This is a genomic window from Achromobacter maghribensis (assembly GCF_057334215.1).
On the sequence record NZ_JBHFII010000058.1, the window covers coordinates 139,443 to 157,523 of the forward strand.

An 18,081-nucleotide genomic window follows, 5' to 3' on the forward strand; every position below is an offset into this window, starting at 1 on the left:
TCATTGCGCGTCGTGGAAGATCAGGCCCAGCGTGTGGCGCCGGCCGCTGCGCAAGGCGCTGACGCCGTGCCGCATTGCGGTCCTGCGCCAACCCCGCGCGCCGGGCACGGGCCGCTGGTTCACGGTGAAAATCAGCGCGTCGCCCTGTTGCAGCGGCAGCACGTCCGCCCGCTGCTCGCGGCTGCTGGTTTCCGTCATCACGAATTCCCCTCCCGTGAAATCCACGCCGGGCCGCGACAAGAGCACCGCCACCTGCAAGGGAAACACGTGTTCGCCGTACAGGTCTTGATGCAGGCAGTTGTAGTCGCCCGGGCCGTATTCCAGGATCAGCGGGGTGGGTCGGCGCTGGCCAGCGTCGTGGCAGCGCTGCAGGAAGGCCGCATGATCGGCCGGATACTGCACGGCAATACCCAATTGCCGGTTCCACCGATTCGCGATCGGCGCCAGCCGTGGATACAAGGCGGTGCGCAGATGCGCCAGCAATGGCGGTAGCGGATAGGAAAAGTACTTGTATTCGCCGCGGCCGAAGCCATGCCGCGCCATCACGATACGGCTGCGGTAGCCATCCGTCGCCGAATAGCCGGCCGCAAGCGACGCGCATTGCGCGGGCGTCAGCAGCCCCGGCGCGATGGCGTTGCCATGCGCATCCAGCGATTCGGCGATCCGGACCCAATCGAGGTCCGGCAAGGAGGGGGCGGGCAGGGCATCCATGACGTCGGGGCGGCCAGGCAGGAAATGGGAGAAAAACCAGTCTACGCCTGCTCGCCGTCAGGCGAACTCCGCTTGTTGCGCGACGCTCACAGCAGCGGCTCCAGCGGCAGCAGCGATACGAACCAGACGGAAAACCGCTTCCACGCCGTGGTGCCCGGTTCGGTGTCGTGGCGAAGGGTTTCCCCGTTGCGCTGCTCCAGCCAGTACAGGTCGCCCTTGTCGTCCAGGCAGACGCGGTAGGCCACGTCGGGAAGGTCCTGCTTGAAGGCGTCGGCGATGCGGCGCGCCAGCGTCGGGCTGTCGATCACGAAACCCAGTTCCGTGTTCAAGGTGGCCGAGCGCGGGTCGAAGTTGAACGACCCGACGAAGATGCGCTGGCCGTCCACGGCAAACGTCTTGGCATGCAGGCTGGAACCCGAGCTGCCGAAGGGGCCCATGCTCTTGTTGCGCTCGACCTCGCCCGACATGCGCTTCATCTCGAACAATTCCACGCCGCTGGCCAGCAGGTCCTTGCGGCGCTTGGCGTAGCCGGAATGCACCACGGCGACGTCGGTCGCTTCCAGGGCATTGGTCAGCACCTGCACCTTGACGCCGCTTTTGGCCAATTTCGCGAAGGCTTCCGTGCCGGCCGCGGTGGGCACGAAATATGGCGACACCAGTTCCAGGTTGGTCGTCGGCGCGCCGATGATTTCATGCAGCTGGTGCGGCAGCATCGCTTCGGGCGGCGCGGTGCCCAGCGTCTTGCGCGGGTCGTCGCTGACCATGCGGGTGTTGGCCCATTCCAGGCTGAGATCGCCTTGCAGCAGTTGCCGGATGAACGGAAGTTGCCTCATGGCGTCGGCGTAGGTGGCGGCCTCGGGCGACTTTTCCACCTTGCCGGCGCGTTGTTCCAGCGCGGCCAGCGCGCCCGGTTCCGCCTTCTTCAGTAGCCGGTCCACGGGGTAGGCGGACTCGCTGGCCCAGTATCGGTCGAAGTCCGTCGATACGTCGTTGACGGCCGCGCCGATCGCCAGCACGTCCAGGTCCGTGAACAGCACGCCATTGGTTGCGCCGAAGTACTCGTCGCCGATATTGCGGCCGCCAATGATGGTGGCCTGGTTATCCGCCGTGAAGGACTTGTTATGCATGCGCCGATTCAGGCGGCTGAAGTCCGTGACATATCCCAGCGGCTTTGGCCAGCGCAGCACAAAGGGGTTGTACAGGCGGACTTCGATATTGGGGTGTTCGTCCATCGCGGCCAGCACCGTGTCAAGACCCGCCGTGCCGTTGTCGTCCAGCAGCAGGCGCACGCGCACGCCGCGGTCGGCCGCCGCGTGCAGGGCTTCCAGCAGCATCGTGCCCGTCATGTCGTCGTGCCAGATGTAGTACTGCACATCCAGGCTGCGCTCGGCGACGTGCGCCAGCATCATGCGGGCGGCGAAGGCGTCATACGGGTTGGAGAGCGGGTGGATACCCGACTTGCCGGGGTGGGCCGCCGCCAGTGGCGTGATGCCGCGGCCCAAGGACGTGGCGGCCGATTGCTCGGGCGTCAGCGTCCGGGATTCGTTGCGCTTGTCCAGCGGAGGCAGGCTGCATCCGCTTAAAAACGAAAGGCAGAGGGCGGTCATAAGTAGGGGTTTGGCCAAAAGCATGCCCGTATTGTGCCGAAAAAACCCCGGCCAGCTGGGTCTTGATGGTTTTCCATATTTGGAATAAATTCCCGTATATGGAAAACACGACAATCGATGCCGATCTGGACCGGCGCATCGCCCAGCGGTTGAAGGCGCTGCGGCAAGAGCGCGGCTGGTCCCTGGATGAATTGGCTGGCCTGGCCGGCGTCAGTCGCGCCACGCTGTCGCGGCTGGAAAACGCCGACGTCAGCCCCACCGCCAGCGTGCTGGGCAAGCTCTGCGCGGCCCATGGCCTCACGATGTCGCGGCTGATGATGATGGTGGAAGACGATTTCGTGCCGCTGGTGCCCGAACGCGAACAGACCGTGTGGGTCGATGACAGCGCGGGCTTCCGCCGGCGTTCGGTGTCGCCGCCCGCGCAGCAGTTGGCGGGCGAAGTGCTGGCCTGCGAACTGGCGGCCGGCGCGCGCATCGCCTACGACCATTCGCCCCGGCCGGGCCTTGAACACCACTTGCTGATGCTGGAAGGCGAGTTGCACATCACTGTCGACGGCCAGACCCATGCCTTGGCGCCGGGCGATTGCCTGCGCTACCAATTGTTCGGCGCCAGCCTTTTCATTACACCGCCGCATCGCGGCGCCCGCTACCTGCTCTTCATCGTCTGAACCGCCATGTCCGACCACCACGCTACCCTTGAATTGACCCTGCTGACGGCGGAAGACGCCGCGGCCAATCTGCCCGCGCTGGGCGAACTGCTGCATGCCTGCGTGCAGGGCGGGGCCAGCGTCAGTTTTGTCCTGCCGTATTCGCCCGACGACGCGCAAGCCTTCTGGCGCACCAAGATCCTGCCGGCGCTGGCCGGCGGCAAACTCGCGTTGTGGGTGGCGCGGCAAGACGGCCGCATCGCGGGATCGGTGCAATTGGACAGCGACACGCCGCCCAACCAACCGCATCGCGCCGAGGTGCGCAAACTGCTGGTGCACCCCGATTTCCGCCGCCGCGGCATCGCCCGCCGCTTGATGCGCGAGGCGGAAGCTCACGCGGCCCGCATCGGCCGCAGCCTGCTCACGCTGGATACGCGCAGCGGCGACAGCGCCGAACCGCTATACGCATCGTTGGGTTATGTGGCGGTCGGGAAGATCCCCGATTTCAGCCGCGATCCGCATGATGCGGGCAAGCTGGATGCCACGACGATCATGTACAAACGGGTGTGACCGTGACTCAGTCCTGGATGCGGTTTAAGAGAAGATGATGGGGGCGAATACACCATAGAATTTCATCTGCTGGACGATCGTCCTGGCCTTGTCGCATCTTGGATGCGAGGCAAACTCAAGGAGAAAGGCGTGGTTCTAACGGATGAAGAGATCGATCGCCTGATTCGGATGCCGAAGCAGATTGTCAATCCAAAGGCCCGGAAGAAGGTCCAGAGTGGCTCTCTGCAGATCAACTATGACGTCGTCGGGCCAGGATACCGTTTTCAATTGTTCGTGCGACAGAACCAACGATTGGAAAACGGGTTTTCCTGCGGGTTGCTCTGGCTCGCTGAATCAGGCCAGAAAGTGGTACTGGCGCGATACAACGGCAGCGATCACGAACACAGGAACCCACTCGACAAAATACGTAAAATGCCGCATTGTTGCCACATCCACAAAGCGACTCAGCGCTACATGGAAGCTGGCCGAAAAGCCGAACACTATGCCGAGGCTACAACCCGCTACACCAATGTGGATGGCGCGTTGTTGGCGTTGTTATCAGACTGCAATGTGAGCGGTCTAGGCCTTCTAAAGAACCCAAGCCAATCCTCCCTATTTGAAGACCGTGACGATTGACGTCGAAGCCCTTCGTGAGAGCCTGTGCCATACGTTTTGTCGTGACGTAGGCGTCGTGGCGCATGGCGAAAAGACGATTGCCGTCAGCCTTCCCATGACGGGCCGGGACGGCGATAACTTCATGGCGTACGTTACCGAAATGAACGCCGGCTGGCGCGTTTCGGACATGGGTTCGACACTGATGCGGCTCAGCTACGAGCACGATTTGGCAAAGCTCTTGAGCGGCGCGCGAGAGCGCCTTTATCAAGCTGTCTTGGGCGAATCCGGGCTTGCCGAGGCTGATGGCGAACTATTCATCGAGGTCGCCAGAGATTCCCTGCCGTTTGGCTTGTTCGCCTTGGGTCAGGGCATTACTCGGGTCGAAGACCTTGGGCTGTGGACCAGGCCGCGGGTTGAGAGTGCGTTTTACGACGATTTAGGCGAGATCATCTCGTCGATTGTGCCTGCCGAGAGCCGTACCGAGGGATACGTGGTCCCCCACGTGCCGGATGCCGAGAATTACCCGGTCGATTATTTCATCAAGACGGGTAGAAGGCCTTTATATGTCTTTGGTGTATTGAATAGGGACAAGGCGAGGTTGACGACAATTATTCTCCAGCATCTGTCCAAATACGCCGAGAGCTTTGAATCGATGATCGTGTACGCCGACATGGACGACGTCCCCAAGCTTGACTCCAAACGGCTCATTATTGCGGCCAACGATATCGTGCCGTCAATAAGCGATAGGGCCGCCATCGTGCAGAAGATCCAACACAGGCTTGCCGCCTGACAACACCAAAGCCACCTTTTGGGGTGGCTTTTTTGCTTGCGTGAATCTGCGGGGAAGGGCGGTGCCCGGCGGCGCTCTCGACAATCAAGCCAGCGGCTTGATCCCCACGCTGTACGGAGGCGCGTTGCCGCGTGCGGCGGCCTTGATCTTCAGCATCGAGCCGCCGGGCGTGAACTCGAAATCTTGAAGCGGCACTTCGAACCACTGGTGGAAGCTGGTGCGCGAAAACTCCGGCACCCAGACTTTGGCGCGGCGGGCATCGCAGTGGAACTCGACCAGCGTGCGGTCGATGCCCAGTGGGCGAGTGTTGCCGATGCGGTAGCTGACGCGCAGTTCGGCGCTTTCGGTCGAGCCGGGGCGCCAGGTCAGGCCGATGGATTCCATGAATTGTTCAATCGCCTGAATGCCGCGATACATAGCTGACTCCGAATGCTGTCGGGCGCGGCGCGCCCACTAAAATCCGCCGCTTGCCGCGGCGGGAAACAGAGGGATTATCCGCCATTCCGGGGCAGCCTGCCCAGCCGCCGCCCCGGTCGAGCCCGAGCAGGGGCGATTGTCCGGGCGCCCCCGGGCTCAGGCGCCCGTTTTGGCGCAGAACGCCAGGATGGCGTCGGCGACGGCTTGCGGCGCTTCGCGTTGCGGGAAATGGCCCACCCCATCCAGCACGCGGCGCGCGTACCCGCCCTGGAAGAATGCCTCCTTGCCTTCCGAGGATGCGGGCTGGTTGCAGGTGTCGGCGCCGCCATGCAGCACCAGCGTCGGGACGGTCAACACCGGCGCGGGCGTCAGCAGGGCCGTGTCGGCCAAGTAAGCCGGGTCGCCTTCCGCATTGCCCCAGCGGTGGCGATAGGAATGCAGCACCACGTCGGCCCAGTCGGGGTTGTCGAACGCCCGCGCCGCTTCGTCGAAGTCCTCGGGCGCGTACCAGGCGCCAGGGGACCAGGTGTCCCACATGAAGCGGGTGAATTCGCGGCGGTCGCCGCGTACCGTCTCGGCGCCCCGTGGCGTCGCCATGAACCAGTGATACCAGTAGTTTCGGGCCTGGGCCAGCGACAGCGTCTGGCTCGGATCATTGGTGCCGTAGCCAACCGACAGCAGCACCAGTTGCGCCGCTACGCCGGGCCGCAGACCGCAGGCGTTGGCCGCGGCGCGCGCGCCCCAGTCGTGGCCCACCAGCAGGGGGTGCCGCAAGCCCAGCGCGTCGACGACGTCCAGCAGGTCACGCCCCAAGGCGGCAAGTTCGCCGCTGCGCGGCGTGGCGGCGTCCCGGAAACGCGGCGGGCCGAAGCCGCGCAGCGCGGGGCACAGCACGCGGTAGTCTTCCGCCGCAAGGCGTGCAGCCACGGTATTCCAGCTTTCAGGGCTGTCGGGCCAGCCGTGCAACAGCACGGCGGTGCGGGATCCGGAGGGATTCCATTCCAGGTAGGCGACATCCAGCAACGGAGTCTGGACGGTGGCGTAGGCGGGCATGACGGGTTCCTTCTGTCGGTGACGGAGCTGTCACGATAGTGGTCCGGCTTGTCATGATTCTTGATGAATAGGCATCTATTATCAATAAATCATGAATATAAGGATGGCACGCATGGATACCTTGAACGACTCCTCTGGCGCGGTGCTGGACCTGACGCTCTTGCGCACGTTCCTGGAGGTGGTGGACAGCGGCGGCTTTGCGTTGGCCGCCGATGCCCTGGCGTTGACGCCGTCGGCCGTCAGCGGACACATCAAGCGGCTGGAGGTATTGGCGGGCGCCACCTTGCTGGACCGTACCACGCGCAGTTTCGAGGTGACGCCGGCGGGCGAGACGCTGTATGCCTACGCGCGCAACATCGTCGATCTGGAACGCGAGGCACGGGCCCGGCTGAGCGGCACGCGCCTGAAGGGGCGCTTGCGCATCGGCTCGTCCGAGGATTTCGCGGGCGCGTGGCTGGCAGAGGTGCTGCACGCTTTTCACCGTGGGCATCCCGAAGCCTCGATCGAGCTGAAGGTAGGCGTCACCGCCGATCTGTTGCGCCAGCAGGCGCGGGGCAAGCTTGACGTGGTCTTCGGCAAGCAATGTTCGCGTGTGCAGGACGAAGGTGAACTGTTGTGGGAAGAAGATCTGGTGTGGGCCTGGGGGGCGGACAAGCCATGGAAACCGGGGCGGCAGGTGCCGTTGGCCGTGTTCCCGGAGCCTTGCGTGTACCGCGAGGCGGCCATCGCGGCATTGGGGCACACGCGGCAAGGATGGGCGCCTGTATTCGAAAGCGGCAGCATGGCCGGCTGCCTGGCCGCCGCGCTGGCGGGGTTTGCGGTGGCCCCCGTGGCTCGCAGCCAACTGCGCGAGGGCTTGCGCGCGCTGTCGGCGGATGACGGCATGCCCGACCTTCCCATGACGCGGTTCTACGCGTATCTGCGTTCCGCCGAGCCTGCGGTGCAGGCATTGGTGGCGGCCGTCAGGCAGACGGGCCAGCGGCGGCGCTTCGGGCGCTGATCCGTGCAGGCATCGCCAGCGTTTATCGCCGCCATTGAGTAAAGCAAATAGACGGCGCGCGCCATGGCCCGCACCATGACGCTCAAGTCCTTACCAAGGCCGGCGCGCAGTCCGCCGGCCGGGACGCTTTACTCAAGGAGTCATCATGGCGAATTTCATACTGGCATTGGTCAACGCGGAACTCTCGCTGTTCGGCGTTCAGGCGGCGGAAGAACCGGCGGCGCCCGCCGCCGTCACGCAAGACACCGCGCCCGCGTTCGACCGCGAGCATTACCGTAGCGCGCTGGGCTGAGCGCGTGCGCTGCGACGCGGCGCAACAGGCATCAGCGGAGAAATAGGCAGGTTTCACGCAAGAACGAGCCTGTACGCCGATCCGCACGATTCTTAATATCCCTACCAGGCTCAGGGCCGAAGTGTCGGGCATGAACGCTTCGCCTGGCCTGGCCGCACGGCATCTTGCCGACGGCTGCAAGCATGCAGGCTAGCAAGGGATGGGAATCGCATGAATACCGAAAAAATCTGGTTGGTGACGGGCGCGTCGACGGGCTTGGGCCTGGTACTGGTGAAGATGCTGCTGGACCGAGGGGTCAAGGTGGCGGCGACGGCCCGTGATGGCGATGCACTGCTGGAAGCCGTGGGGGCCAAGCTGGAAGGGCAGTTTCTGCCCTTGTCGGTGGACCTGGCCGACGAACGCAACGTGCGCCGCGCGGTGGCCGCTACGGTCGCCGCGTTCGGCGGCGTGGACGTGGTGGTCAACCATGCCGGCGACGCCTTGCAAGGCGCCCTGGACAGCTTGTCCGACGATGCATTGCGCGGCACCTTCGACATCAATGTCTTTGGCATGTTGAATGTGATCCGCGCCGTGCTGCCCCGCATGCGCGCGCAACGCAGCGGGCATGTGTTCAACATCTCGTCGATCCTGGGCTTTGACGGCGGCCACGCGGAATGGGGCGCCTACAGCGCGGCCAAGTTCGCGGTCAGCGGGTTGACCGAAGCGCTGGCCGCCGAGGCATCGGCCTGGGGCGTGCGGGTGTCGCTGGTGTATCCGGGCGCCATGCGCGCGGCGTCGGTGGCGGGTCGCGGCGATGCGTCCGCCATGCCGGCGCGCGATCCCTTGCTGCAAGCCTCGGGCAGCGATCCGGCGAAGGCCGCGCAAGCGCTGATCAGCGCGGCGCAGGCGCAGTACGCGCCGTTGCATCTGTTCCTGGGCCGTGACGCGTTCGACCAGGCACGCGGCAAGATCCAGTCGGTGCAGCAGGAGTTGGCGCGCTGGCGCGAGATGTCGGTGTCGATCGGTTCTGTCGACGAACGGCGGCTGGCGGCTTGATCTTGGGGCGCGGGCCGGGCGCTATGCCGTAAAGCCTTGCGCAACCTGGTAGGCACCCAGCAGCGCCAGGCTGATCATGAAGCACAGCTTGAAGGTGCGCGGGGACAGCCGGTGGCGCAGCCATTGGCCCAGCGCCATGCCGATCAGCGCGGGCAGCAGCATCAGCACCGAGGCGCCGGCTGCGCTGGAACTGTAGCCACCGTTCAGCCACAACCCCGCCGCCAGGGCCACCGTCGACACCGTGAAGGAAATGCCCATGGCCTGGATCAGGCCGTCCCGGCCCAGGTTCAGCGCCTGTAGAAAAGGCACGGCAGGAATCACGAACACGCCCGTGGCTGCGGTGATCACGCCCGTGATCGCCCCGACCACCGCGCCTAGCGCCTGTTCGTACCGGCGCGGCACGCCAAGCGGCGAGCCGAACAGCCCCCAGCCCGCGTAGGCGATCAACGCCAACCCCAGGCATACGCCGGCCCAATGGCCACTGGGTGCGCCCAGCCATAGCGCGCCGACGACCGTGCCGACGCAGACGCCCGCCTGCATGGCGCCGATGCGGCGCAAGGTGGGCAACAGCGTCGGCCAGGGCCGCGCCTGCCACAGATTGGTAACCAGCGACGGCACGATCAGCAGCGCGGCGGCTTGCGCGGGCGCCATGATCAGGGCCAGCATCGCCATGGAAATGGTGGGCAGGCCCAACCCGACCACGCCTTTCACGACGCCGGCCAGGATGAACACCGCGGCCGTCAATGCCAGCAACGTGGGAGGGCCGCCGGGAAGCAGGTCCATCGGATTCATGAACGCTCGCATTGGACGGGTTGTGCCTGCCTGGGCCGGCCGAACAGGGCGTAGGCGACGTCCCCTGGCGGCGCGCCGTCCTGGCGCGCGGCGCGCAGCAGCCATTGCCGCGCTTCACACAGGTCCGCCGGCAGGGCCGCGCCGTACAGCGTCGGGCCGCCGATCAGGGCCATGCCCAGCAGGCGTTGCGCCGGCGCATGGTCTTCACGGGCCGCGGCGCGCAGCCAGGCCATCATGCCCGGCACGTCTCCTTCGGTCTGGGCCTCCAGCGCCAGCGCATACTTCTGCGCGGGCGTGGTGTAAGCGGTAAGGCCCGGTTGGGCTATGGCGCTGCCTGAGGTGTGCACGGCAAGTATCAGCAGCGCGACGCCTGGCCACCGCAACCGACGGCCGCTTCGATTGAAGGTCATCATGGTCACCTTAACGGTTCAGTTCAACGGGTTCGTGGAAGATTGCCGTTATTCTGCGCCGCCATGGCCGGCAATCGATATCGGGAAATGGCATAGATAGCCTATGGTTCAGCCTGAGGGTCGTCGTGCTACGCTGGCCAGATGCGATTCGACCTGACCGACCTGCGGCTCTTCCTGAACGTGCAGGAAACCGGCTCCATCACCGCAGGCGCCAAACGTTCCCATATGACGCTGGCTTCTGCCAGTGAACGCATCCGCAGCATGGAAGACACCTTGGGCGTGCCCTTGCTGCTGCGCGAGCCTCGCGGCGTCGAGCCCACGCCGGCAGGCCGGACATTGGCCCACCATGCGCGGGTGGTGCTGGCCCAGATGGACCGCATGCGCGGCGAACTGGACCATTACGGCCACGGGCTGAAAGGCCATGTGCGCGTGCTGTGCAACACCACGGCGCTAAGCGAATACCTGCCGCCGGTGCTGGGTGCTTTCCTGAAGGATCATCCGCGTGTGTCGGTGGACCTGGAAGAACGGCTTAGCCACGAGATCGCCGATGCGCTGCGCGCGGGCACGTGCGACATCGGCGTGCTGGCCGATTCGGCCGATCTGAACGGTTTGCATACGCTGACTTTCCGCCATGATCCCTTGACGCTGGTCGTGCCGCGCGGGCATGTGTTGGCGGGCCGTCCGGCGGTCACGCTGGCCGAGGTGGCGGACGAGGAGTTCGTGGGCCTGGTGGAGGGCAGCGCGTTGCAGGAACACATCGCGCACCATGCGCGGCGCGGCGGAAAAGTGCTGTCGTACCGCGTGCGCCTGCGTAGTTTCGACGCGGTATGCCGGATGGTCGGGCAAGGCGTGGGCATCGGCATCGTGCCGCGCGTGGCCGCGATGCGCTACGGCCGAGCCGCCGGCGTGCTGCGCGTGGCGCTGGCCGACGACTGGGCCGCGCGCGACCTGGTGCTGTGCATGCGCGAGGCGCTGCCGGCCTACGCCGCCGAGCTGGTCGCGTACGCGCTGCGCGATGCGCCCGAGGCTACGAGCGCGCCACGGGATGGGGGTTTCGCAGGTGGCCCCGGTCGAACCACGAGCCGGAAGCGACGGCCGCCAGGATGATCAAGCCGTACAGGCACATCGCCACCGCGGCGATCAGGAAGAACACCGTCAGCGATCCGGTCAGGTGCAGCGCCACGCCGCCCGCGCCCACGGCGGTCAAGAGGCGCAGGCAGCCCGCGACCAACGGCCATTTCAGCCGGCCCGCGCCTTGCGAAGCGAAGTACATCGAGAATCCCAGCGCAAAGAACCCGTAGACCGGGCCCACCGTGCGCAGATACGCAGAGCCGGCTTGCAGCATGTGTTCTTCGGCGCCGAACAGCCGCAACCACGCTTCAGGGAAGCACGCGGCCGCCAGCCCGATGGCTTCGGCCAGCACGAAGGCCATCGCGCCGCCCGTCAACGCGATTCGCATCGCGCGTTCGGGCTGGCCCGCGCCGATGTTGGACGCCACCATGGCGACCATGGGCGCGCCCAATCCGAAGGCAATGGGAATCAGCAGATACTCCAGCCGCACGGCGATGCCGTAGCCCGCCACGGCGGCCGTGCCCGCATAGGCGCCGACCAGGGCCGCCGTCAGCGCCACCAGCGCATTGGTCAGCAAGGGGTTCAACGTGGCCAGCGCGCCCACGCTGAGGATGCTGCGCATCAGGTTGGGGTGCAGCCGGCTGAGGACAAGCCGCGCGGGGTTGCGGCCGCTGGCGCAGTAGGCCCCCAGGATCAGCGCGCCCACGCCGTAGTAGATGACGAGCGCCCACCCGCCGCCTGCCACGCCCAGCGCGGGGAACGGCCCCCAGCCGAAGATCAGGCATGGCGACAGCGGGATCAGCAGCAACGCGCCGCCGCAGATCACCGCGCCGGGCACCAGCATGTTGCCGGTGCCCCGGATGACGCTGGCGAACGCATTCATCAGCCACATCAGGACGATGCCGCCGAAGATGACATTGGAGTAGGCCAGGGCGGCATCCAGTGCTTCGCCTTCGGCGCCCAGGGCGCGATACAGCTGCGGCCCGAAAACCAGCAGCAACACGCAGAAGACCAATCCCAACAGCGCGTTCAGCACCACGGCGTGCAGCACCAGCTGGTCCGCCTCTTGTTGGCGGCCACCGCCCAGCGCGCGCGCCACGGCGGCGGAAATGCCGCCGCCCATCGCGCCCTGCGACATGTTCCCCATCAGGAACAGCACCGGCACCACCAGCGCCACGCCCGCCAGCACGGAGGTGCCCAGCCGGGCCAGGAACCAGGTCTCGATCAGGCCGGTGGCGGACTGCGCCGACATCATCAGAATATTGGGCCATGCCAAGCGTGCCAGCGTGGGGGCGATGGGCGCCTCAAGCATGGCTTGCAAGCGCGCATTGGCGGGGCGTGGCGGAGGCGTCGCTGACATGGGGCGTGACCGGAACGGGATGCGGTAAAATTTACGTGCATATGCCAATACCTGTCAAGAATGAACTGGACGCGCGTCCGGCCCGGCAGTAGCGTAATGGCTTTGTCCTTTCCCGTTGCCGTTCCCGCCGCCATGTCCGCCGCCGATCCTTCCGTCCCCGCCATTGTTCCGGACCCTCTGGTCTGCAACGGTGCCGCCCTGCGCAAAGCGACCCGTCGCGTGTCGCAGCTGTATGACACGGTATTGGCGCCTTGCGGCCTGAAAGTGTCGCAGCATTCCATCTTGATCCACATCGCGCGCGCCGGCACGCCGTCGATGACGGACCTGGCGCGCGCCATGGTGCTGGACCGGTCCGCGCTGGCGCATAACCTGAAGCCGCTGGAACGGGACGGCTACGTGCGCACGGCGCGCGACGAACGCGACGGCCGCAGCCGCCGCGTGGCGCTGACGGATGCCGGCCGCGCCAAACTGGCGGAATCCAAGCGCTTGTGGAAAGACGCGCAAAACCGCTTCGAAGCGGCCTATGGCGCAGAGCGCGCGGCGGCCTTGCGCCATGCGTTGGCCGACATCTTCTCCGACGAGTTCGCGCTGGCGTTCAGTCGGGGTTAGCCGCCTGCCGGATGTTCCGCGGGCCGCCTGCGGCCCGGCCAACCCAACAGCGCGACCGCGCCCAGCACGCAGGCCATCCCGGCGATCTGGGCGCCCGTCAGGGGTTCCCCCAGCACGCCCGCCGCGAGCGCGACCGCCGATGCCGGTGCCAGCGCGGTAAAGAGCGCCGCTTCGGAACCTTGCACGCGGGCGGCGCCGGCGTACCACAGCAGAAAGCCGCCCACCGTGGGCACCACGGCGTAGTACGCCACGGCCATGACCGCGTCGCCGGACACGTCTAGCTGCCAGGGCGATTCCGTCACGCTCGCCAGCGCCGAAAACGCCAGCCCGAAACCCGTCATGACGGTGGAGAGCGCCAGCGGGGAAACCGGTATGCGCAGCCGTTTGTTCAGCAGGATGAACAGGCCTTCGCACAAGACCGCGCCCAGAATCAACGCGTTGCCGGTCCATGATGGGGCGCCGCCTGCAGCCGCGGCATGACGCGTCATCAGCCAGACGCCGAAGCCGGCGGCGGCGATCGCGGCCAGCATGGCCTTGCCCGGGCGTTCGCCCAGCAGCACGATCGCGATGGCGGCGGTGACAAGCGGCAACGTGCCCAGAATGACGCCGCCGTCCACGGCCGACGTGCGCTGCAGCCCGGCGATCAGCAGCGTGGTGTAGCCGACGCTGCCGGCGATGGCCTGCGCCGCCAGCAACAGCCAGTCGCGCCGGCCCAGGCGTGGCATCCGGGCGCCGGTGACGACCATCAGCAGGGCGAAGCAGGGCAGCGCGATGGCAAACCGCAGCGCCGTCGCGGTGAAGGGCGGCAGCCCCGTCCCGATAATCTTGCTGGCCACGACCGTGCTGCCGACCAGCACCATGGCCGCCGCCAGGCAGCAATACCCTTGCATCCTTCCATTCATGTCCGTCTACGCCGCAGAGTCAGAAAGCCGCAGCGTAGGGCGCAGGCGAGGCGCCAGTCTTGAACGAAATTGCAGCGGTACAGACGCGACGCAGGGGATCAGCGCGCGGCCAGCGCATAGCGCCGCGGAGAGACGCCGTATGTGCGCACGAACAGGCGGGTCATGTGGCTTTGATCGGCAAAGCCGCCCGCCGCGGCGGCGTCCGCAAGCGCCTGGCCTTCGCGGATCAGGCGGCGCGCCACCAGCAGCCGGCGCTGCATCTGGTAGGCATGGGGCGTCAGGCCCGTGGCGCCGGCAAAGGCGCGCAAGACCTGGTAGCGGCTCAGGCCGCTGGCGGCCGCCAGATCGGCCAGCGATATCGTAGCGGTGGGGTCGTCGTCGATCAGGGCGCGGGCGTGGCGTATCGCGTCGGGCACGCCGTGGCCGGTTTCCGGCGGCGCGTACGGGCTGTGCGCCGCCGCCACGATGCGCAACAGCAGCACGTCGCACGCCAGCCCGGTTCCCGCGCCATCCGTCACGTGGGCGTAAAGCGCCAGCACATCGCGCGCCAGCGCCGGGTGATCGCGGGCAGGGTGTTCAAATTCGTAGCGGCGTCCGTCCGCCAGCAGCTCCGCGGCGCTTTGCGCGATCACGGCCGGGTCCAGATACAGCATCTGCCAGGCGCGCGTGCCGTCACCGACGGGCGCGCCGTCGTGGACCTCGCCCGGGTTGACGGTAATGACGTAACCGGGGCCAGCCTGCACCCGGCCGCGTCCGCTATGCGACACCTGGGCGCCTGCGCGGATCACGCCAATGCCGAATTGATCGTGCGTGTGCCGCGAAAAGGCGTGCCCGCTGCACGCCGCCACGGCCTGCACGCCGGCAAGCGCGCTGCGCCGCATGATGAACTGGCCGGGTGGCATGCGCGTGGCCTTGCCAGGGCGGTCAGCCCTTGTATTCCTTCATGACTTGCTGCAGGAATTCGGGGCGGCTGATCTTGCCGTCCTTGTTGGCGTCCATGGCCGCAAACTGTTCAGCGGACAGGTTATTCGGCAATTCGCTCTTGCTGAGATGGCCGTCTTTGTTGGCGTCCAGCTTGGCGAAAGACTCTTCCATGAAGGCCTGGTATTCGCTTCGGCTGACCGCGCCATTCTTGTCGGTGTCCAGGCGCTGCATTTGTGCCGGCGACATCTGGACGCTGCCTTCGGAAGAGGGGGCGGCCCAGCCGGGCGCCGCGATAGCCAGCGCGGCGAATGCCGCGCTCAAGGTAACGAACTTCTTCATGGTTTTCCTTCCCTTGCCGGCCGAAGCCGTGATTCTCGCAGCGTAGCCGAAATCACTTTAACGCGCTGCAACGGAAGGCCACTTCTATTGCAGGCCGTTCCAGCGCGCCACGGACGGCTCGGCCGCTGCCCACTTCCATTGCCCGTCAGGCTGGCGGCAGATCATGCTGATATAACCCGGCGCAGGCGCGTCGTCCTGCTCCACCGTGAACAGCACTTCGCGGCAGCGTGCCAGGGGGGTATCGATGTCGCGCACCACCTGGATGCCGCCGCGCTCATTGCCGACCGGCAGCGCATGGCGGATCTGCCACTGACGCACCTGGCCGATGGGCAGTTCGCCCGCCGCGTTGGCCATCACGTTTTGCTGATCGTTCTTCCACTCGCGCAGCACGTATTTCACGGTGGCGTCGACGGCGGCCTGCACGCTGACGCCGATGGCGTAGCCGGCAACGGGATTCGCGGTGGCGGCCCCGCTGACGGTGCCCACCACGGCGCCCGCCGCGCCACCGATGGAGCTGCTTTGGCAGCCGCTCAATCCGACGGCGGCGGCCAGCGTCGCCAGCAGGCATGCACGGCGCATCACTGCAACGATCCCCAGCGCGCCGTGGCCGGTTCGGCGTTCGCCCAGCGCCACTGCGCGCCGTCGCGGCAGACCGTCGTGACGAAGAATTCGCGCGACGGTTCGTCGCCAGCCTTGTCGGCCGGCGTGTCGATCGAAAAGACCACTTCCTTGCATTCCAGGCCCACGCCGCCAAATGCACGGCTGACAGCGACTTGGCCGTGCGCATCGCCTTCGATGGGAAGCTGGTGCTTCACGCTCCAGGGCGCCACGGCGCCCACGCCCAGTGGCCCGGCGGCGGCGGCAATGGCGTCTTGTTCTTCGCCTCGGGTCTTGCGCTGGGCGTAGGCCAGCGCGGCTTTGGCGCCCGCCTGCACGCCCAGGCCGATGCCGGTGGCGACGGTCGCGTTGTCGGTGACTTTGTTGGCGATGGCGGTGCCGGCGATACCGGCCGCGGCGCCGGTGCCTTCGCTTAGCAACGAGCTGCAGCCGGACAGTGTGGTCAGCGCGGCGAGGGCGATCAGGGCAAGCGCGCGGCGGTTCGGGTGATGTGGCAAATGAGTGAACAAGCGGCTTGCCTCCTGCGTGATACGTGGCGCCGCAAGTATAGGAGGGCGAGCGCCGGCGCGGACGCGACCTTTACATTTCTTGGCATTCCGTCCGTTGCGACGGGGCAGGGTCGAGGGCAGGCCAAGGAGGCACGTCGGCGCCAGCGGCTCAGGCACGGGACCTGGCTACGCGCCCAGCCGCGCGCCCTTGGTATAGACCTCGCGCAAGGCAGATGCGAACAGCGCGTCCACATTGCGCCGCAGGCCGTCTGCTCGGGTGAACAGCGAGATCGGGGGCAGGGTCCAGTCGAAGGAATAGGGCACGATGGCGGCGCCCGCGATGCGTACCAGTTCATCGGCGATGTCGGCGGGCAGGATCGATACGGCGCGGTCACTGGCCACGATCATTTCCCCGATCAGTTTGGACGAATCGCTTTGCACCGACGGCGGCGGCGGCGGAAGGCCGGCGCGCAGGAAGATGTCGGCCACTTGTTCCCGGATGGGGCTGCCCGGCGTGCCCAGGATCCAGTCCAGGTCGGCCAGCCGGTTCCATTCCAGCCGGGACCGGCCCAGCCGCGCGGCTAGGCGGCGGCTTGCGATCAGCCGGGGCTGCTGGTGATACAGCACTTCGAAGTCGATGTTGCTCAGGTCCACCGACGGCGTCGCCCAGCCCACCACGATGTCCAGGGTGTGGTCGCGCAGCTGGCGCAGCAGCGCGGGCCCCTGGCCTTCGTGGATGGTGGCGGTGATGCGGCGGCCTTGCGGCAACGTGCGGCTGATGGCCGCCGACAGCATCTGGCCCGACACGAAGGGGATGACACCGATGTGCAGGTGGGCGGCATGGCCGGCCGCCACGGCCTCCATTTCCTGTACCAGATGGCCCAGGTCATGGACCAGGCCCCGGGCGCGTGCCAGCACCACGGCGCCCAGCGCGGTAGGCGTCATGCCGCGCACTGACCGGTCGAAGAGCGGCACGTCGAACATGCTTTCCAGTTCGGCCAGGGCGTTGGTCACCGCCGGCTGGCTGGTGGCCATGTGCTCGGCCACCCGGGTCAGCGACCCGTGCTGCTCGATCTGTAGCAGCAGCATCAGGTGGCGCATCTTCAGGCGCGAGGTCAGTTTCCGGATGACGGCATCCGGATCGAAGGCTGTCATAGACGAGCCATAAGGTCTAGGTAATGGGACAATATTAAATCCGAATGATCGTCTTATGTCTTGGGGCCTAGAATTTTTGCATATTCAAGACAGCGAGGCTACCGCCCCATGAACAACCCTTCCGACCGCCAGGCAGCACTGGACTATCACGAGTTCCCCACCCCGGGAAAGATTTCTGTGGTGGCCTCCAAGCCGCTCGTCAACCAACGCGACCTGGCCCTGGCGTACTCGCCCGGCGTGGCGTCGGCGTGTGAAGAGATCGTGGCCGACCCGGCCAACGTCTATCGCTACACCGCGCGCGGCAACCTGGTGGGCGTGATCACCAACGGCACCGCGGTGCTGGGCCTGGGCAACATCGGCGCGCTGGCCTCCAAGCCGGTCATGGAAGGCAAGGCGGTGCTGTTCAAGAAGTTTGCCGGCCTGGATGTCTTCGACATCGAAATCAACGAAACCGACCCGGACAAGCTGGTCGAGATCATTGCCGGGCTGGAAGCCACCTTTGGCGGCATCAACCTGGAAGACATCAAGGCGCCGGAGTGCTTCACCGTCGAGCGCAAGCTCCGTGAACGCATGAAGATCCCGGTCTTCCACGACGACCAGCACGGTACCGCCATCACGGTATCGGCCGCCTTCATCAACGGCCTCAAGGTCGTGGGCAAGGACATCAAGTCGGTCAAAGTCGTGACCTCGGGCGCCG

General features: G+C 66.3%; 22 protein-coding genes and 1 pseudogene. 10 read left to right on the top strand and 13 right to left on the bottom strand.

Annotation, left to right across the window (positions count from 1 at the left end; translation table 11 throughout):
* Positions 1-711 (bottom strand): 2OG-Fe(II) oxygenase, encoded by a 711-nt coding sequence (locus ACE039_RS25445; RefSeq protein ID WP_105556276.1) that lies wholly within the window; start codon positions 709-711, stop codon positions 1-3.
* 86 nt (positions 712-797) lie between these two features.
* Entirely contained in the window at positions 798-2,342 is a 1,545-nt protein-coding gene (locus tag ACE039_RS25450; protein WP_310031161.1) for a phospholipase D family protein, read from the bottom strand.
* A 74-nt stretch (positions 2,343-2,416) separates the two neighbouring features.
* On the opposite strand from ACE039_RS25450, the gene ACE039_RS25455 reads away from it, so the two are divergent.
* The 4 genes from ACE039_RS25455 (at position 2,417) to ACE039_RS25470 (ending at position 4,919) form a co-directional block, all read left to right on the top strand.
* On the top strand, positions 2,417-2,986 hold the full coding sequence (locus ACE039_RS25455) for a helix-turn-helix domain-containing protein (RefSeq protein WP_485823654.1): 570 nt from the start codon (positions 2,417-2,419) through the stop codon (positions 2,984-2,986).
* Positions 2,987-2,992: 6 nt separating this feature from the next.
* Positions 2,993-3,535, top strand: coding sequence for a GNAT family N-acetyltransferase (locus ACE039_RS25460; protein ID WP_485823655.1), 543 nt, complete (start codon positions 2,993-2,995; stop codon positions 3,533-3,535).
* Between the two features lie 102 nt (positions 3,536-3,637).
* The gene (locus ACE039_RS25465; protein WP_485823656.1) at positions 3,638-4,150 is read left to right on the top strand and encodes a DUF6978 family protein; all 513 of its coding nucleotides are present in this window, start codon (positions 3,638-3,640) and stop codon (positions 4,148-4,150) included.
* Complete coding sequence (locus ACE039_RS25470) at positions 4,140-4,919, top strand: DUF1828 domain-containing protein (RefSeq protein WP_485823657.1); 780 nt, start codon at positions 4,140-4,142, stop codon at positions 4,917-4,919. Before ACE039_RS25465 ends, ACE039_RS25470 begins: the two co-directional genes overlap by 11 nt.
* Before the next feature lie 84 nt (positions 4,920-5,003).
* Here the strand turns inward: ACE039_RS25470 and ACE039_RS25475 are convergent, their stop codons facing one another.
* Together ACE039_RS25475 and ACE039_RS25480 are read right to left on the bottom strand one after the other, a co-directional pair.
* Positions 5,004-5,336, bottom strand: coding sequence for a hypothetical protein (locus ACE039_RS25475; RefSeq protein WP_006222567.1), 333 nt, complete (start codon positions 5,334-5,336; stop codon positions 5,004-5,006).
* 156 nt (positions 5,337-5,492) lie between these two features.
* Positions 5,493-6,389 carry an alpha/beta fold hydrolase gene (locus tag ACE039_RS25480; protein ID WP_485823658.1) on the bottom strand — a complete coding sequence of 299 codons (897 nt, stop codon included), beginning with the start codon at positions 6,387-6,389 and terminating at the stop codon, positions 5,493-5,495.
* Between the two features lie 112 nt (positions 6,390-6,501).
* On the opposite strand from ACE039_RS25480, the gene ACE039_RS25485 reads away from it, so the two are divergent.
* The 3 genes from ACE039_RS25485 (at position 6,502) to ACE039_RS25495 (ending at position 8,716) form a co-directional block, all read left to right on the top strand.
* The gene (locus ACE039_RS25485; RefSeq protein ID WP_105556281.1) at positions 6,502-7,389 is read left to right on the top strand and encodes a LysR family transcriptional regulator; all 888 of its coding nucleotides are present in this window, start codon (positions 6,502-6,504) and stop codon (positions 7,387-7,389) included.
* 145 nt (positions 7,390-7,534) lie between these two features.
* Positions 7,535-7,681 carry a hypothetical protein gene (locus ACE039_RS25490; RefSeq protein WP_448710803.1) on the top strand — a complete coding sequence of 49 codons (147 nt, stop codon included), beginning with the start codon at positions 7,535-7,537 and terminating at the stop codon, positions 7,679-7,681.
* A gap of 210 nt (positions 7,682-7,891) precedes the next feature.
* On the top strand, positions 7,892-8,716 hold the full coding sequence (locus tag ACE039_RS25495; RefSeq protein WP_485823659.1) for an SDR family NAD(P)-dependent oxidoreductase: 825 nt from the start codon (positions 7,892-7,894) through the stop codon (positions 8,714-8,716).
* Between the two features lie 21 nt (positions 8,717-8,737).
* Here ACE039_RS25495 and ACE039_RS25500 read toward each other — a convergent pair whose 3' ends face one another.
* Positions 8,738-9,508: a sulfite exporter TauE/SafE family protein gene (locus ACE039_RS25500; RefSeq protein WP_448710801.1), complete on the bottom strand. Its 771-nt coding sequence runs from the start codon at positions 9,506-9,508 to the stop codon at positions 8,738-8,740.
* The gene (locus ACE039_RS25505) at positions 9,505-9,918 is read right to left on the bottom strand and encodes an SEL1-like repeat protein (protein WP_448710800.1); all 414 of its coding nucleotides are present in this window, start codon (positions 9,916-9,918) and stop codon (positions 9,505-9,507) included. Before ACE039_RS25505 ends, ACE039_RS25500 begins: the two co-directional genes overlap by 4 nt.
* A gap of 141 nt (positions 9,919-10,059) precedes the next feature.
* Here ACE039_RS25505 and ACE039_RS25510 point away from each other — a divergent pair, with 141 nt between their 5' ends.
* Positions 10,060-11,025, top strand: a complete 966-nt coding sequence (locus ACE039_RS25510; RefSeq protein ID WP_485823660.1) for a LysR substrate-binding domain-containing protein — start codon at positions 10,060-10,062, stop codon at positions 11,023-11,025.
* On the opposite strand, the gene ACE039_RS25515 is transcribed toward ACE039_RS25510, so the two are convergent.
* Positions 10,946-12,349 carry an MATE family efflux transporter gene (locus ACE039_RS25515; protein ID WP_485823661.1) on the bottom strand — a complete coding sequence of 468 codons (1,404 nt, stop codon included), beginning with the start codon at positions 12,347-12,349 and terminating at the stop codon, positions 10,946-10,948. The two genes, ACE039_RS25510 and ACE039_RS25515, sit on opposite strands and share 80 nt — an antisense overlap.
* Before the next feature lie 132 nt (positions 12,350-12,481).
* On the opposite strand from ACE039_RS25515, the gene ACE039_RS25520 reads away from it, so the two are divergent.
* Positions 12,482-12,958, top strand: a complete 477-nt coding sequence (locus ACE039_RS25520) for a MarR family winged helix-turn-helix transcriptional regulator (protein ID WP_105556320.1) — start codon at positions 12,482-12,484, stop codon at positions 12,956-12,958.
* Here ACE039_RS25520 and ACE039_RS25525 read toward each other — a convergent pair.
* The 6 genes from ACE039_RS25525 to ACE039_RS25550 form a co-directional block, all read right to left on the bottom strand.
* The gene (locus ACE039_RS25525) at positions 12,955-13,860 is read right to left on the bottom strand and encodes a DMT family transporter (RefSeq protein WP_485823662.1); all 906 of its coding nucleotides are present in this window, start codon (positions 13,858-13,860) and stop codon (positions 12,955-12,957) included. The genes ACE039_RS25520 and ACE039_RS25525 overlap by 4 nt on opposite strands.
* Positions 13,861-13,958: 98 nt before the next feature.
* The gene (locus ACE039_RS25530) at positions 13,959-14,762 is read right to left on the bottom strand and encodes an AraC family transcriptional regulator (RefSeq protein ID WP_485823663.1); all 804 of its coding nucleotides are present in this window, start codon (positions 14,760-14,762) and stop codon (positions 13,959-13,961) included.
* Positions 14,763-14,784: 22 nt separating this feature from the next.
* Positions 14,785-15,123 carry an EF-hand domain-containing protein gene (locus ACE039_RS25535; protein ID WP_485823664.1) on the bottom strand — a complete coding sequence of 113 codons (339 nt, stop codon included), beginning with the start codon at positions 15,121-15,123 and terminating at the stop codon, positions 14,785-14,787.
* An 84-nt stretch (positions 15,124-15,207) separates the two neighbouring features.
* Positions 15,208-15,702: a hypothetical protein gene (locus tag ACE039_RS25540; RefSeq protein WP_485823722.1), complete on the bottom strand. Its 495-nt coding sequence runs from the start codon at positions 15,700-15,702 to the stop codon at positions 15,208-15,210.
* The gene (locus ACE039_RS25545; RefSeq protein ID WP_485823665.1) at positions 15,702-16,250 is read right to left on the bottom strand and encodes a hypothetical protein; all 549 of its coding nucleotides are present in this window, start codon (positions 16,248-16,250) and stop codon (positions 15,702-15,704) included. The genes ACE039_RS25540 and ACE039_RS25545 overlap by 1 nt, the downstream gene beginning before the upstream one ends.
* A 165-nt stretch (positions 16,251-16,415) precedes the next feature.
* On the bottom strand, positions 16,416-17,384 hold the full coding sequence (locus ACE039_RS25550; protein ID WP_105556289.1) for a LysR substrate-binding domain-containing protein: 969 nt from the start codon (positions 17,382-17,384) through the stop codon (positions 16,416-16,418).
* Between the two features lie 108 nt (positions 17,385-17,492).
* Here ACE039_RS25550 and ACE039_RS25555 point away from each other — a divergent pair.
* A pseudogene (locus ACE039_RS25555) lies at positions 17,493-18,081 on the top strand (NADP-dependent malic enzyme); the annotation flags it as partial.

Coding starts and splice junctions, on each gene's coding strand:
- ACE039_RS25445 (WP_105556276.1), bottom strand. CDS start 711: ATGGATGCCCTGCCCGCCCCCTCCTTGCCGGACCTCGATTGGGTCCGG.
- ACE039_RS25450 (WP_310031161.1), bottom strand. CDS start 2,342: ATGCTTTTGGCCAAACCCCTACTTATGACCGCCCTCTGCCTTTCGTTT.
- ACE039_RS25455 (WP_485823654.1), top strand. CDS start 2,417: ATGGAAAACACGACAATCGATGCCGATCTGGACCGGCGCATCGCCCAG.
- ACE039_RS25460 (WP_485823655.1), top strand. CDS start 2,993: ATGTCCGACCACCACGCTACCCTTGAATTGACCCTGCTGACGGCGGAA.
- ACE039_RS25465 (WP_485823656.1), top strand. CDS start 3,638: ATGCGAGGCAAACTCAAGGAGAAAGGCGTGGTTCTAACGGATGAAGAG.
- ACE039_RS25475 (WP_006222567.1), bottom strand. CDS start 5,336: ATGTATCGCGGCATTCAGGCGATTGAACAATTCATGGAATCCATCGGC.
- ACE039_RS25480 (WP_485823658.1), bottom strand. CDS start 6,389: ATGCCCGCCTACGCCACCGTCCAGACTCCGTTGCTGGATGTCGCCTAC.
- ACE039_RS25485 (WP_105556281.1), top strand. CDS start 6,502: ATGGATACCTTGAACGACTCCTCTGGCGCGGTGCTGGACCTGACGCTC.
- ACE039_RS25490 (WP_448710803.1), top strand. CDS start 7,535: ATGGCGAATTTCATACTGGCATTGGTCAACGCGGAACTCTCGCTGTTC.
- ACE039_RS25495 (WP_485823659.1), top strand. CDS start 7,892: ATGAATACCGAAAAAATCTGGTTGGTGACGGGCGCGTCGACGGGCTTG.
- ACE039_RS25500 (WP_448710801.1), bottom strand. CDS start 9,508: ATGAATCCGATGGACCTGCTTCCCGGCGGCCCTCCCACGTTGCTGGCA.
- ACE039_RS25505 (WP_448710800.1), bottom strand. CDS start 9,918: ATGACCTTCAATCGAAGCGGCCGTCGGTTGCGGTGGCCAGGCGTCGCG.
- ACE039_RS25510 (WP_485823660.1), top strand. CDS start 10,060: ATGCGATTCGACCTGACCGACCTGCGGCTCTTCCTGAACGTGCAGGAA.
- ACE039_RS25515 (WP_485823661.1), bottom strand. CDS start 12,349: ATGTCAGCGACGCCTCCGCCACGCCCCGCCAATGCGCGCTTGCAAGCC.
- ACE039_RS25520 (WP_105556320.1), top strand. CDS start 12,482: ATGTCCGCCGCCGATCCTTCCGTCCCCGCCATTGTTCCGGACCCTCTG.
- ACE039_RS25525 (WP_485823662.1), bottom strand. CDS start 13,860: ATGAATGGAAGGATGCAAGGGTATTGCTGCCTGGCGGCGGCCATGGTG.
- ACE039_RS25530 (WP_485823663.1), bottom strand. CDS start 14,762: ATGCCACCCGGCCAGTTCATCATGCGGCGCAGCGCGCTTGCCGGCGTG.
- ACE039_RS25535 (WP_485823664.1), bottom strand. CDS start 15,123: ATGAAGAAGTTCGTTACCTTGAGCGCGGCATTCGCCGCGCTGGCTATC.
- ACE039_RS25540 (WP_485823722.1), bottom strand. CDS start 15,702: ATGCGCCGTGCATGCCTGCTGGCGACGCTGGCCGCCGCCGTCGGATTG.
- ACE039_RS25550 (WP_105556289.1), bottom strand. CDS start 17,384: ATGACAGCCTTCGATCCGGATGCCGTCATCCGGAAACTGACCTCGCGC.